The 13696-nt window shown below is 68.2% G+C and carries 14 protein-coding genes; 5 read left to right on the top strand and 9 right to left on the bottom strand.

Annotation, left to right across the window (positions count from 1 at the left end):
• Nucleotides 1-16 precede the first annotated feature (16 nt).
• Nucleotides 17-418, bottom strand: a complete 402-nt coding sequence (locus ACQ1RG_RS05960; RefSeq protein ID WP_009377502.1) for a VOC family protein — start codon at nucleotides 416-418, stop codon at nucleotides 17-19.
• Between the two features lie 120 nt (nucleotides 419-538).
• Nucleotides 539-952 carry an acyl-CoA thioesterase gene (locus tag ACQ1RG_RS05965; protein ID WP_009377501.1) on the bottom strand — a complete coding sequence of 138 codons (414 nt, stop codon included), beginning with the start codon at nucleotides 950-952 and terminating at the stop codon, nucleotides 539-541.
• Between the two features lie 75 nt (nucleotides 953-1027).
• Between ACQ1RG_RS05965 and ACQ1RG_RS05970 the strand changes: the two genes are divergently transcribed.
• Complete coding sequence (locus ACQ1RG_RS05970) at nucleotides 1028-2209, top strand: CaiB/BaiF CoA transferase family protein (protein ID WP_131248157.1); 1182 nt, start codon at nucleotides 1028-1030, stop codon at nucleotides 2207-2209.
• 98 nt (nucleotides 2210-2307) lie between these two features.
• A complete protein-coding gene (locus ACQ1RG_RS05975; protein WP_009377499.1) occupies nucleotides 2308-3057 on the top strand; it encodes an IclR family transcriptional regulator in 750 nt (249 codons plus the stop codon).
• Between the two features lie 7 nt (nucleotides 3058-3064).
• Here the strand turns inward: ACQ1RG_RS05975 and ACQ1RG_RS05980 are convergent, their stop codons facing one another.
• From ACQ1RG_RS05980 to ACQ1RG_RS05990, 3 genes are all read right to left on the bottom strand, one after another.
• Nucleotides 3065-3955: a sigma-70 family RNA polymerase sigma factor gene (locus tag ACQ1RG_RS05980; RefSeq protein WP_373270482.1), complete on the bottom strand. Its 891-nt coding sequence runs from the start codon at nucleotides 3953-3955 to the stop codon at nucleotides 3065-3067.
• Nucleotides 3956-3986: 31 nt separating this feature from the next.
• Nucleotides 3987-4448: a carboxymuconolactone decarboxylase family protein gene (locus tag ACQ1RG_RS05985; protein WP_095375141.1), complete on the bottom strand. Its 462-nt coding sequence runs from the start codon at nucleotides 4446-4448 to the stop codon at nucleotides 3987-3989.
• A gap of 165 nt (nucleotides 4449-4613) precedes the next feature.
• Nucleotides 4614-5474 (bottom strand): methylenetetrahydrofolate reductase, encoded by an 861-nt coding sequence (locus ACQ1RG_RS05990; RefSeq protein WP_095375140.1) that lies wholly within the window; start codon nucleotides 5472-5474, stop codon nucleotides 4614-4616.
• A gap of 256 nt (nucleotides 5475-5730) precedes the next feature.
• Here ACQ1RG_RS05990 and ACQ1RG_RS05995 point away from each other — a divergent pair, with 256 nt between their 5' ends.
• Nucleotides 5731-6951, top strand: a complete 1221-nt coding sequence (locus ACQ1RG_RS05995; RefSeq protein ID WP_082834859.1) for a glycine cleavage T C-terminal barrel domain-containing protein — start codon at nucleotides 5731-5733, stop codon at nucleotides 6949-6951.
• A 225-nt stretch (nucleotides 6952-7176) separates the two neighbouring features.
• On the opposite strand, the gene ACQ1RG_RS06000 is transcribed toward ACQ1RG_RS05995, so the two are convergent.
• Together ACQ1RG_RS06000 and ACQ1RG_RS06005 are read right to left on the bottom strand one after the other, a co-directional pair.
• On the bottom strand, nucleotides 7177-7896 hold the full coding sequence (locus ACQ1RG_RS06000; protein WP_227007180.1) for a class I SAM-dependent methyltransferase: 720 nt from the start codon (nucleotides 7894-7896) through the stop codon (nucleotides 7177-7179).
• A gap of 106 nt (nucleotides 7897-8002) precedes the next feature.
• A complete protein-coding gene (locus tag ACQ1RG_RS06005; protein ID WP_095375137.1) occupies nucleotides 8003-9460 on the bottom strand; it encodes an APC family permease in 1458 nt (485 codons plus the stop codon).
• A 193-nt stretch (nucleotides 9461-9653) separates the two neighbouring features.
• Between ACQ1RG_RS06005 and ACQ1RG_RS06010 the strand changes: the two genes are divergently transcribed.
• Together ACQ1RG_RS06010 and ACQ1RG_RS06015 are read left to right on the top strand one after the other, a co-directional pair.
• Complete coding sequence (locus ACQ1RG_RS06010) at nucleotides 9654-10955, top strand: TrkH family potassium uptake protein (protein WP_232252546.1); 1302 nt, start codon at nucleotides 9654-9656, stop codon at nucleotides 10953-10955.
• Between the two features lie 46 nt (nucleotides 10956-11001).
• Nucleotides 11002-11736, top strand: a complete 735-nt coding sequence (locus tag ACQ1RG_RS06015; RefSeq protein WP_009377494.1) for a potassium channel family protein — start codon at nucleotides 11002-11004, stop codon at nucleotides 11734-11736.
• A 61-nt stretch (nucleotides 11737-11797) separates the two neighbouring features.
• On the opposite strand, the gene ACQ1RG_RS06020 is transcribed toward ACQ1RG_RS06015, so the two are convergent.
• Nucleotides 11798-12631 (bottom strand): hypothetical protein, encoded by an 834-nt coding sequence (locus ACQ1RG_RS06020; protein ID WP_119296851.1) that lies wholly within the window; start codon nucleotides 12629-12631, stop codon nucleotides 11798-11800.
• Nucleotides 12632-13576, bottom strand: coding sequence for an ABC transporter ATP-binding protein (locus ACQ1RG_RS06025; protein ID WP_430600698.1), 945 nt, complete (start codon nucleotides 13574-13576; stop codon nucleotides 12632-12634).
• Nucleotides 13577-13696 lie beyond the last annotated feature (120 nt).

Below are 13696 nucleotides of genomic sequence, written 5' to 3' on the forward strand. Positions count from 1 at the left end.
TCGGCGGTGACGCCGTTCAGCTCAGGGCGGCGAAGAGGTCGACCGTGTTGCCGTCCGGGTCGGCGATGACGGCGTAGCGCTGACCCCAGAAGGCATCCCACGGTTCCTTCACGGGTTGAGCGACCGGGGCGGACCCAGCCCCCGGCGATGTGAGCTGGACGAACGTCGCATCGACCGCCTCGGCGCTGGAGCAGTCGAAGGCCAGGGCCATGACATGTCCACCGGTCGGCCGTGTCCATGCCGGGTCGATGCTCAGCATGACGGCCTCGGTGTCGAGGAGGAGGCGGATGGTGCCGGTCGAGAACTCCGTATGCGGAGCCTCCGGCCCGCCGTCGGTGAGGTCGAGGCCGAGCGCGGTGTAGAAATCCACTGCCCGGGCCATGTCTGCGGTGACGATCGAGATCGCGTCGAGTTTCATGGCCTCAGCCTAGGGCGGGGAACCGGTGCGGGCATGAACGAAACGGCCATCCTCGGCGGGGTGCGCCGGCAGGGTTTGCCTTCGGGGTTCGCCTCCGGGTTTCGCTGGGGTAGACGTGCCCTATTCGCTCAGGCCGTCCTCGATCGCGAGGTAGGGCTCGAAGACGGCGCGGATCTCATCGGTGAGCGGGGTCGGGCGCCCGGTCCGACGGTCGATGTGGACGAGGACGACGTCGGAGTCGAAGACCTTCCTCCCGCTCTGCTCGCCGATCGTATTCACCGTGAACGACGAGGTGCCGATGCGCTTGACGCTCACCGTGAGCCTGAGTTCGGGGCCGTACATGACGGGGATGAGATAGTCGATCGACTGGTGGGCGACGAGGAGCCCGCCGCCGGTGATGTGGGTGGCCTTCTCCTCGTGGAGCCAGCGCACGCGGCACTCCTCGATGAGCGTGATCATCCGCGCGTTGTTGACGTGCCCGAGCAGATCCTGGTCGGACCAGCGCACCTCGGGAGAGTACTCGAATGTCTTCACGCCGCACCGCTTCCGTTGTCGAAACTGATCGAACGTTCTACAGTAAATCAGGATGGGCCGAGGAAAGGGAAATCGATGACGATGCCACCGGAGACGGGCACGAGGAGCGCGCCGACGACGGCGACGGACCCGACCGCCTCGGCGACGGACCCGGGCATGCTCGACGGGGTCCGCGTCCTCGACCTCGGCGGCATCGGGCCGGGTCCGTTCGCGACGATGATGCTCGCCGACCTCGGTGCCGAGGTCATCCGCCTCGACCCGCCCCAGGCCACGGGGGAGGCGATGAACCCCGTCCTCGACCGTGGCAAGAAGTCCGTGATCGCCGACCTCAAGACGTCTGAGGGAATCGCGCTCGCCCGGGCCATCGCTGGGCGTTCGGACATCGTCATCGAGGGCTTCCGACCCGGGGCCGCGGAGCGCCTCGGCCTCGGACCGGACGACCTCCAGGCCCTCAACCCCGCCCTCGTCTACGGGCGCATCACCGGCTACGGGCAGGACGGGCCGAAGTCGCAGAAGGCCGGCCACGACCTCGGCTACATCGCCTCGACCGGTCTGCTCGCGCAGCTCGGGCGCGCGGACGGTCCGCCCCAGTTCCCGGCCAACCTCCTCGGCGACTTCGGGGGCGGGGGCATGCTCCTCGTCGTCGGCGTCCTCTCGGGACTCACCCGGGCCCGGGTTAGCGGGGAGGGCACGGTCGTCGATGCGGCGATGATCGACGGCGCGAACCTCCTCTATGCGATGATGCACGGCTTCGCCGCGATGGGCCTGTGGCGCCACGACGCCCGGGGCCACAACCTCCTCGACTCCGGGGCCCCGTTCTACGACGTCTATCCCACCGCCGACGGTCGCCACCTCTCCGTCGCGTGCATCGAGCGGCCCTTCTTCAACGAGTTCGTCCGAGCTCTCGGCCTCGAGGACGAGCTTCCCGAACCGCTCGAGTCCCTCGACCACTGGCAGCCGCAGCACTGGCCGGCCCTGCGCGCGATCATCGCCCCGGCGATCGCTGCGCGCTCCCTGACCGAACTCGAGACCCTCTTCGCCGACCGTGACGCGTGCGTCGAACCTGTCCTCACGATGGCCGAGGCGAAGGCCGATGCCCACAACGTCGCGCGCGGGCTCTTCGCCCCCGACGCCGACGGCGTCGACCAGCCCGCCCCCGCGCCCCGGTTCGCAGGCGCTGGGACCGGGCGGTCGCCTCGGCGGGCACCGCGGATCGGGGACGACACCGCCGAGGTGATCGCAGGTCTCGACCGATGACGACCACGACCCGCCCCGTCCGGACGGTGCGGTAGGGTGAGGGGCGCCGGAGCGCTGAGGCGCGGACGGCTGAACTTTCCCCGACGGAGCTGAGCAGTATGAGCAATGGGACGCAGTCGATCGACCGGGCGGCAGAGATCCTCTCCCTCGTCGTCACCGCGGACGAGCCGATCTCGTACACCGACGTCGTCGAGGCGACGTCGCTGGCCCGATCGACGGTCTCGCGGCTGCTGTCCGCGCTCGAGCGCAACGGCCTCGTCGAACGCAACTCCGCCGGCCTCTACCGCGGGGGATCCCTCTTCGCGACGTACGCCTCCCGCTTCGACCGGGTCGAGACCCTCGTCGCCGCCGCCGACCCGATCCTCCAGCGGGTGAGCGAGGAGACGGGGGAGACCGTCAACCTCGCCGTGCCGAGCTCGAACGCGGTCGTCCAGGTCGCGCAGGTCGATTCGACCTTCGTCCTCGGGGCGACGAACTGGGCCGACGTCACCGTGCCCGCGCACGCCTCGGCGCTGGGGAAGGTGATGTATGCGTTCGGCGCCATTCCCGTGCCCACCGGCCGGCTCGAACGCCTCACCCAGCGGACGCTGGGGTCGCGCAGGGAGCTCATGTCCGACCTCGCCGAGGTGCGCGACCGGGGCTTCGCCGTCGTCCACGAGGAGTTCGAACCGGGCCTCGACGCGCTCGCCGCGCCCGTGTTCGGCACCGACGACCAGGTCGTCGCGGCCGTCGGCATCTCCGGACCGACGATGCGCATCGCCGAGAACCACGACCGGTTCGGCGAACTCCTCGTCGCCGAATCCGGTCTGCTCTCCCGCAGCCTCAAACGCAAGGTCAGCAGCCGGTAGGTCTCCCTCACCCCTCGCCGAGGTGGTCGAGCTTGTCCGGATTGTTCACCTGGCGCATCCCGCGGATGAGGCCGCCCGTCCCGAGTTCGATCTCGAGCACCCGCACCTGATCCTCGTGGACGACCGCGAGACCGAGACCGCCGTTGACCTCAAGGAACCTCGAGAAGTGGTCGCCGTCGAGGAGTTCGGGGGTGAGCACCCCGGCGAGGAAACGGACGATCTTCTCGGCGCCGAAGATCGGGTTGAACGCGCTCGGCACCTTCCCGCCGCCGTCGCTCCAGTACACCGCGTCATCGGCGAGCAGTGCCCGCAGCGTGGCCTCGAGATCGGCGCTGTGGATGGCGTCGACGAGGCGCCGCAGCGCCGCCGGGTCCGCCGGCCGCGAGACCTCGCGGTCGAGGTCGAGGCGACGTGCGGCACGGGAGATCAGCTGCCGCACCGCGGCCGGGGACTTGCCGAGGATCCGGCCGACCTCCTCGGCGGGCATCGCGAAGGCCCTGGAGAGGACGAGGGCGGCGCGGGACTCCGGGGCGAGCTGTTCGGCCAGGTGGAGCAGCGTGATCGAGAGCAGCTCGCGGTTGGCCACGGCCTCCTCGGGGAGCTGGTCGGTGGCGATGGGCTCGGGCAGCCACGGGCCGGGGTAGTCCTCGCGGATGCTCGCGAGGTGCCGGGCGCGGTCGATCGACTTGCGCACGCCCACGGTCGTCAGCCACGCCGGCCACGAGCGCACGCGCTCAGGGGAGTCGCGCTCCTCGACGATCGCTGCCATGCCGACCTCGGAGACGACGTCCTCGGCATGGCCGACGTCGCCGAGCATGCGGTAGGCGATGCCGAAGAGGCGCCCCCGGCTCTCCTCCCAGGCCACGGTCGCCGGCGACCGGGTGTCGGTGATGTCCACGGACATCAATGTAGACCACCTCGGCGGGACATCACCGGGGCTGCGCGGATTCGGCGTCGACGACGGGGACCGTCTCGGTCGAGATCGCCAGCCGGTTCCACACATTGATCGTCGAGATCGCCATGAGGAGGTCGCCGAGCGCCTCGGGTTCGAAGTGCGCGGCGACGCCCTCCCAGATCTCGTCGGTGACGCTGTCGGGGCTTATCCTGGTCACCGCATCAGTGAGGGCGAAGACGCTGCGCTGGCGGTCGTCGAAGATCGCGCCGGTGTGCTCCCACGCGGCGACGGCGTTGATGGTCCGCGCCGGAACGCCGAGGGCGGCGAGGTCGGTCGAGTGCATGTCGACGCAGAAGCCGCAGCCGTTGACGATCGAGGCGCGCAGTTTGATGAGGTCGTAGAGTTCGGCGCCGAGCGCCTCCCGGCAGTACGTGTCCATCCGCGCCACGGCGGCGTACGCCTTCTGGTTGACCTGGTCGAGGCTGATGCGGGTCATGGGATTCCCTTCGGTTCGTTGGTGTCGGTCTGTCGGGCACACTCGCGCACCCGGCACCAGAGATGTCGGATGGGGCACGAAAAGTGTGACAGCTGAGCGAAGAACCGCGGTGGACGGGTGCGAGACGACCCCCTCGGCGAGGTGGGGCAGCGGAGGCGAACCGGGTCAGGAGACGAACGACGAGGAGTCGGGGTCCCCGAGGAGCTCGAGCTGCTTGCGCCGCCACGCCTCGGTGTCCTTGACCTGGTTGAACGTGTAGATGTGGAGGCCGGAGACGTCCATGTACGGGTCGGCGAGGACAGGGGAGAGGCGGTCGAGGAACTTCCGCGGGTTGTAGCCGCCGGGCCGAGCCATGCGGGTGAAGGTTCCGGTGTTCTTGCGGAGGAAGCGCGTCGACTCACCGACGCCGATCTTCGCGGCGACCTTGGCGAGCTTGGCGAGCTCGACCTTGCCGGGGATGCCGAGGATGAGGGGCAGTTCGATGCCGCGGGCGCGGACGCGGGCGAGCCACGTGCTCACGACCCCGGGATCGAAGCAGAGGTTGGAGACGATGTGGGTTGCGTAGTCGCGTTTGTCCCACATCGCCTGGACGGTGACGTCGTCGGGGATGAGCGGGTGCGATTCGGGGTACGCGCTCACCCCGATCCGTGAGATCGGGGGCGCCATGCTGGTGAGGTCGACGAGGAGGTCGAGGGCGCTCGCATATCCGCCGGCCGGTGGGGTGGCGTCGCCGGCGGGGACGAAGATCGTGTCGATCCCGGCGTGTCCGATGCGGTCGATGATCTCCGTCAGCTCGGTCCGTCCTTGGACCATGCGGGCGGCGATGTGGGGGACGGCGTCGTAGCCGAGGGCCTGGAGCTGCTCGGCCGTGGACAGGGTCGCATCGAGGCCGAGCCCGGTCGATGCGGTGACGGTGATCGTCCGACCTGGGGCGACGTGGTCGGTGATGCGGTCGATGATGCCTGAGGTCGGCAGGATCTCGTAGCGCGCGGAAGTGAGCAGCGAGCGCAGTGCAGAGGCAGACAACGGTGTCTCCTTCCAGCAAGGCAACGTGTGGTGAAGATCGGTTGCGATCCCCCGGCTGAAATTTCCGGCCGGATGTCCTTGCGTCTTCTGTGCCGTCGATTCTACACTCAAACCACCCATAATATGGGAATTGAGTTCCATAATATAGAACTGTGTATGCAGGGGGAACACCATGGACAATAACGTTCCATCCGTTGATCAGAGCGACAGAGCCGTCCCGATCAACCTGAGACAGTCCGGCCCGACCCCAGTGGAAATGCTCATCGACACCCGGGTGCGCAAGTCCCCGTACTGGGAGCTGTCCATGCAGCAGGGCTGCTGGAGGGCCTCGATCTACAACCGCATGTACCACCCGCGCGGCTACATCCCTCGTGAAGAGGGCGGAATGATGGCCGAGTACCAGCCCCTCGTCAATGACGTCACCCTGTGGAATGTCGCCGTCGAGCGGCAGATCCAAGTCAAGGGACCCGACGCCGAAGCGTTCGTCGACTACGTCATCACCCGGGATGCGACGAAGATCCCGGTGATGCGGGCCCGGTACGTCATCCTGTGCAACGAGGCGGGAGGGATCCTCAACGACCCGATCCTCCTGCGCGTGGCGGTCGACGAGTTCTGGTTCAGCCTCTCCGACTCCGATCTCATGCTCTGGCTCCAGGGCGTCAACGTCGGCAAGAAGTTCGACGTGACGATCCGGGAGATCGATGTCGCGCCGGTGCAGGTGCAGGGACCGAAGTCCGTCGACGTCATCGCCGACCTCGTCGGCGAGGAGGCGCGTGAGCTGCCGAGCTACGGGCTCATGGACGCCCAGGTCGGCGGTCACGACGTCATCATCTCCCAGACCGGGTTCACCGGTGAGAAGGGGTATGAGATCTACCTCAAGGATGCGACGAAGTACGCCGAGGACATGTGGAATGCCGTGCTCGCCGCCGGCGTGCCCTACAACCTCCGGGTCGTCGCGCCGAGCCACCACAGGCGGATCGCCGCAGGCATCCTCTCGTGGGGCCAGGACATGGACTTCGAGACCTATCCGTTCCAGGTCAACCTCGGCTATCAGGTGCCGCGGAAGAAGGAGGCCGACTACATCGGCAAGGAGAGGCTCGAACAGGTCCGTTCCGAGATCGAAGCAGGCAAGCCGCCGTACAAGACGCAGCTCGTCGGGCTCGTCGTCGGCGGCAAACCGATCACCGACTACGCGCCGGACTTCTGGCTCGTCAGCGACACTCCGGACGGTGAGGCTGTCGGCTACGTGACCTCGCCGTGGTACTCGCCGGAGCTCGAGTCGAACATCGCGATGGCCCACGTCCCCGTCGCGCAGGCCGAGCTCGGCACCGAGTTCTGGGTGCATCTGCCCGAGCCGTACGCGGACACTCCCGGTGAGCCCGTGCGCGCCGAGGTGGTGGAGATGCCGTTCCGCCCGAGCGTCAACCCCAACCAGCGGGAGCGACTCAAGGTCAAGGGCCTCGACGCGGCCATCTGAGAAGCCGCCCTCCGATCCGGGCGCGGTCACTGTGCGAGAAGCCGGTGGCCGCGTTCGCATGTCCGGACGGGTTCGTGGCAGTGCGCACCCGCAGCGACACGTCCTACCCTTAGCGGCACTCCGCACCCGGACGCTTAAATCGCCCCCGCGGCTCGGCACCCCGCACCCTTAGTGCCGAATCCTCCTGTTGCACGGGGAGGATTTGCTGCTGCGGGTGCCGGTGCCTCACCGGGCGGGCTTCGTCCACGCGAGCGTGTATCGGAACCCCACCCGATGCCGGAAGTCCGCGCCGGGCAGGTGACGGCGGGCCGCCTCGGCGACCTGGTCGAACGTCGTCGTCGGATCGGTGACGGGGAACGGATCGGGTTGGCCCCCAGCGGATCCGGGCCGCCGCAGATCCCCTCGCCGAGGCGGGATGTTCTTCGCGATCCCGATGACCGGATTCGTCACCGCCGAGATCCCCTCCCACAGGTAGTCGCGGGGCGTGGCCGAGAGCGCGAGGCCGACGACGAGGAGCCGACCGCCGGGGGAGAGGAGGCGGGCCGCCTCGGCGAGGGTCTCGTCGACATCGACGTGGTGGAGGGCGGCGACCATCGTCACCAGGTCGACCGGCTCGGGCTCCGTTTCCGGGCCGAGATCGGGAAGCTGCGCATCGTCGACGACGACGTTGTCCAGCCCCACACAGCGAGCCCGCGCATCGGCGCGCATCTGCGCAGAGGTGTCGGTGCCGTGGACGTGCCGGAACTCCCCAGCGAGCTGGGCGAGGAGTTCACCCTGCCCGCATCCCAGGTCGATCGCCCCGCGCCTGCGGGCGGGCAGATTCGCACGGATCCAGGGATGGAAGTGGTCGTTGTGGCTCCAGGGGAACCGGTCGTTGAGACGGTCGAGGGCGGGGGTTGCCCGATCGAGGATCCGAATCATCCGCTCCGCCATCCGCGATCTCATGCGCCCGCCTCGGCGCCCGGCCGACCCACCGCCTCGGCGCCCGGCCGACCCGCCGCCTCGGCGCCCGACGTACCCAGCTCGCCGGACTCACCGGAACCCGTCGGACTCACCGCCGCTGGGACCGGGACTTGACCTTGGCGAGGAGTTCCGCCTCGGCGTTGGGGCCGGCCTTGACCCCGCCGGGGAGGCGGAGCATGAAGATGATGCCGACGAGGAGCCAGGCGGCGAACATCGCCCACGACTGCCAGGCGAGCTGCGCGGAGAACGGGGTGATGGGAATGTAGAGGATGAAGAGGACGAGCGTGAGGACGGCCGCGATGACGCCGATGACCATACCGCCGCCCCCGGCCCCGCCGATGCGCAGCGGACGGGCCATGTCGGGTTCGTTCTTCCGCAGGACGATGAAGGCGATGCTCACGAGGAAGTAGGCGATGACGATCGCCGGCGACCCGGCGTCGACGATCCAGCCCAGCGCCGCGGCGCCGAGGAACGGAGCGAGCGCGGAGAGGATGCCGATGAAGATGATCGAGTTGACCGGGGTGCGGTACTTCGGGTGGAGCTTGCCGAACCATGCGGGGATCATCCCGGCCACAGCCATCGCCCACATCAGCCGCGAGGATCCCATGAGGAACGCGTTCCACGAGGTGATGATGCCGGCAAGGCCGCCGGCGATGACGATCTTGCCCCAGACGTCCGAGCCGAACATCGCCGAGAGCGCATCGGCGGTGACGAGGTCGTGGGCGGTGAGCTCGGAGGCGGGGATCGCGAGCGAGGTCATCCAGATGATGACGATGTAGAAGGCGATCGCCATGAGCACCGAGATGACGACGATCTTGCCGATCTTCCGCGCCGGCAGGTTGATCTCCTCCGCCGACTGCGGAATGACGTCGAAGCCGACGAAGAGGAACGGGACGACGGCGACGACGCCGATGAACCCGGCCGCACCGCCGGTGAAGAGCGGCTCGGTGTTCGCCGGGTCACCGCCGACGAGGCCGCCGGTGAGCAGGAGGAGGGCGACGATGATGAGGAACGAGACGACGAAGGTCTGGACCAGGGAGGCCAGCCGCACGCCGCGGATGTTGATCCACGCGATGACGATCGCGGTGACCGTGCCGATGAGGGCCCACGTGAGGTAGACGTCGGTGTCGGCGATCGTCCACAGCTTGATGTACTCGAGGTCGGGGAAGAGGTAGAGCGCGGTCCTCGGCACGGCGACGGCTTCGAACATGACGACGCTGATGTATCCGCCGGTGATCGCCCACGAGCCGAAGAGGGAGATCTTCGGGCCCATCGCCCGGATGAGGTAGTTGTGCTCGCCGCCGGCGTGCGGCATCGCGGCGACGAGTTCGGAGTACACGGTGCCGACGAAGCACATGATGATGCCGCCGACGGCGAACGCGAGGATCGCCCCCAGGGTCCCCGCCCCGGTCAGCCATTCCCCGGTGAGGACCACCCAGCCGAAGCCGATCATCGCGCCGAAGCCGATGAACAGGGCGTCGACGGTGCCGAGCGCCTTGACGAAGCCGTGGCCCCGGTCGTCCGTCTCTGCCTGCTGAGTGCTCATGGCGTCTCCCTCATCGTGTGCCGCTGACCCCGCCGAGGTGGCCGACAGTGGCCCTTGCCCGTCCCCGTGGGTACATGCACAGTAACAGGATTCTGGGAGTTTACTCGGTGGTAGTTGAGGGATTTCGGGGCCTGATCGAGGCAGGTGCTAGATTTCCTCTGTGCAGAGCACACATCGAAATGCAATCGTCCGCGTGGTGCTGGGTTACCTGACGGCGTTGGTCGTCGGGACCGGTCTGCTCATGACCCCCGCCGCGACCGTGGCGCCGGGCGGGATCTCCCTGCTGTCCGGACTCTTCACCGCCACCTCGGCGCTCAGCGTCACCGGACTCGTCGTCCTCGATACCGGTCAGGACTTCACGTTCTTCGGCCAGATCGTCATCCTCAGCCTCATCCAGGTCGGCGGCCTCGGCGTCCTCCTCCTCACGACGCTGCTCGCCCTCGTCGTCGCAGGCCGGGCAGGCCTGCGCCTGCGCCAGTCGGTGGCCTCGGAGACGAAGAGTTCGGGGATCGGCGGGATCAAGCCGATGGTCCTGCGCATCATCGCGCTCACCCTGACCACCGAGGCGATCGTCGCCGTCCTCCTCTACCTGCGGTTCCGGTTCTTCTACGGCGACCCCGTCGGCGAGGCAGTGTGGAGTGCGATCTTCCATTCGATCTCCGCGTTCAACAACGCCGGTTTCGGTCTCAACGCCGACAGTCTCATGGCGTACGTCGCCGACCCGTTCGTCACCGGTCCGATCGCGCTCGCCGTCATCCTCGGCGGACTCGGCTATCCCGTGCTCATCGAGCTCTTCCGCAAGTACCGCTTCCCGCTGACGTGGAACATGACGACGCGTGCGGTCGTCGTCGTCACCCCGATCCTCCTTCTCACGGGCACAGTCTTCATCGCCGCGATCGAATGGACCAACCCGGCCACGCTCGGTGCCCTCGACTGGTGGGGGAAGATCCAGGCGGCGTCGTTCCAGTCGACGATCACCCGCACCGCCGGCTTCAACTCGATCGACATCTCTCAGATGCACCCGGCATCGTGGTTCGGCATGGACATCCTCATGTTCATCGGCGGCGGTCCCGCCGGCACCGCCGGCGGCGTGAAGATCACGACCTTCGTCGTCCTCGCTGCGATGACGTGGACCGAGGTCAGCGGCGGCCGGGCGGTCAACCTCTTCGGCCGCCGGGTCTCCCGTTCGGTGCACCGTCAGGCGACGACGGTCATCGTCCTCGCCCTCGGACTCATCGTCGTCTCGACGATGGCGATCATGCTCAACGCCCCGGACCTGCGCTTCGACCGGATCCTCTTCGAGGTCGTCTCCGCGTTCGGCACCGTGGGCCTGTCGACCGGCATCACCGCGCAGCTGCCCGCCTTCAGCCAGGCCGTCCTCATCGTCACGATGATCTTCGGTCGCCTCGGACCTGTCACCGTCGCCTCGGCGCTGGCTCTGCGCTCCCGGCCGATCCGCTACGAACTGCCCAAGGAGCGCCCGCTCATCGGCTGACCGGCGCTGTCAACCGTGAACTGTGACCACGTGAAAGGACACTGACATGAACGAGAAGTCCTGGCTCGCCCGTCCGGCGGCCTTCTTCGCCGGGGATGCCAAGCCGATGGCCGAAGCCGGTGCCGTCGCCGTCATCGGCCTGGGCCGGTTCGGCGGCTCGCTTGCGGTCGAGCTCGCCAAGCACGGCGTCGACGTCATCGGCATCGACAGCGACGAAGCCGTCGTCGCCGAGTACGCCGACAAGCTCGCGCACGTCTCCCGGGCCGATGCCACCGACGAGGAGGTGCTGCGTCAGCTCGGCATCGATGACGTCAGCCGCGTCGTCATCGCCATCGGCAGCGACCTCGAGGCGAGCATCCTCGCCGCTTCGCGCATCCTCAAGCTCGGCAACCGGCACATCTGGGCGAAGGCGATCAGCGAGACCCATGCGGAGATCCTCCACCAGCTCGGCATCCGCAACGTCGTCCGCCCTGAGAACGACATGGGTCGGAGGTTGGCCCACCTCATCCGCGGGCACATCTCCGACTTCCTGCCCATCGACGAGGACTTCGTCCTCGCCCGCACGACCCCGCCCGTCCGGGTCTCCGACGTGCCGCTGGCCTCCCTCGGCGTGCGTGCCGCGTACGGCGTGACGATCGTCGCCGTCAAGCGCGCCGGCGGGTCGACGTGGGACATCGCCGACCGGGACATGACGGTCTACGCCGACGACGAGATCCTCATCGCCGGCCATCCCCGCGAAGTCGAGGCCTTCAGCGAACTCGACAAGGACAGCGACGGGTGAGCAGGTCGACCTGCGCGGGGGCGGCGTTCGCGATGGGGCTGAGCGGCCCGCGATGCCGGTCTCAGAAATCCCGACGACGCAGTCGCCAGGCTGCCACCGCCCATCCGACGGCCACCCACGCAGCGAGGACGACGACCGCTGGGACGACGCCGAGGTTCTCGGCCGATCCCACCTCGGCGGCACCGCTGATCGTGTGAACTGCCGCCAGCGGCAGCAGGGGTTGAACGAGCACAGCGAGCGCGGATGGCAGCCACGACGCCAGCGTCGATGCCACGATGTGCCCGAGGGCTCCCAGCAGCCCGGCGGCCAGAGAACCGGCGGCTGCGGCGATGAAGACCGCGAGCACCGCGAACTCGACCGGCATGAGGATGCTGCCGAGAAGGAGACGGACATGATCGGGGGCGGTCGCCTCGGCGAGGGCGGCTGACCATGGCGCTCCCGTGACAGCGGTGGAGAACCCGACGGCGACGAGGGTGACCGCGGCGGCGGTGAGCAGCGCGGCACCGGCTGAGACGCCGGCGGCGACCACTGCCTTCGCTGTGATCACCACGGAGCGGCGAGGCAGACGGACGAGCGCCTCGGTGATCGCTCCTGTGCGGAACTCGATGCCGACGAACCACGACGCCAGGACGATGAGGACGATGGCGGCGACGTCAAGCCCGAGCACGCTGGCCGAGAGGACATCGACCGCTTCGGCGTCGGCGAGCGCGGTGCCCCGGGTGACGGGAAAACTGAGGATGAGCACGGCTGCGGCCACGGTGCCGAGGATGACGGCGGCTGCGGTGAGTCGTCGTGCGGTGGGCAGACTGCGGAACTTCACCCATTCGGAGCCGAGGACGTCACGCAGTCGTCCTGCGGATGCGGGTTCGGAGGCGGGCAGGGTCAGGGACGGCATTCAGCTCTCCTCGGTCGCGGGCTCGGTACGGTTCGTCAGCTGGAGGAAGATGTCCTCGAGGCCGGGATCGACGGTGCGCAGCTCGTCGAGCTCGACCTCGAGACGGATGCTGTCGCGGTGGACGTCTCGCGGCCTCGCGCCGGCGATGAGTGCTGTGGTGCCGCCGTCGGTGACGGTGACCGTGCGCCCGGCGGCACGCTGGCTCGCGATGAGCGGATCGAGCTCGGGTCCAGTGACCGAGACGCCCCGGTGGGTGTGCGACCGCAGTTCGGCTAAGGAGACGTCGGCGACGAGCCGGCCTCTGCCGATGATGATGACGTGGTCGGCGGTGAGTTCCATCTCCGAGAGGAGGTGGCTGGAGAAGAAGACGGTGCGTCCGGTGGCGGCGAAGTCCTGAAGGAACGTTCGCAGCCAGGTGATGCCTTCGGGGTCGAGGCCGTTGAGCGGCTCATCGAGGATGAGCACCTCGGGGTCGGCGAGCACGGCGGCCGCGAGACCGAGGCGCTGCCGCATGCCGAGGGAGAGGTGGACGATGCGCCTCTTCCGCGCTGAGGCTAAGCCCACACGGTCGAGGAGCTCGGAGATTCGCCGGTTGCGGTGCGCGGCGGAGATGCCGGAGATTCTGGCGATCGCGTCGAGATGAGCCTCTGCGGTGAGTCCGGGCAGCATCCTTTCGGTCGTCAGCAGGGACCCGGCGGCAGCTGCGGGTGCCGAGTGCTCGGCGAGGCGGCGACCTCCGATGAGAGCTGTGCCGGAGTCCGGAGTCGTGAGACCGAGGATCATCTGCAGAGTCGTCGACTTCCCGGCTCCGTTCGGTCCGAGGAATCCGGTGACGTGTCCGGGAGTGACATCGAAGTCGAGTCCGTCGACGACCCGCGAGCGGCCGAAGCTCTTCGTCAGTCCTCGGACGCTGATGCCCTCTGTGAGGGGTGGTTGCGGAGGCACCCGGAGGGGTGTGCGGAGCAAGCCGGACATGTCCGCCGTACCCGAGGGCGGAGTCTGTTTTTGCGGTATATGCATAATGCAATACTGATGCAAGTTAAACATATTGTAAAGATGCAAGTT

It is taken from the genome of Brevibacterium sp. K72, assembly GCF_050562175.1.
GTDB lineage: Bacteria > Actinomycetota > Actinomycetes > Actinomycetales > Brevibacteriaceae > Brevibacterium > Brevibacterium casei.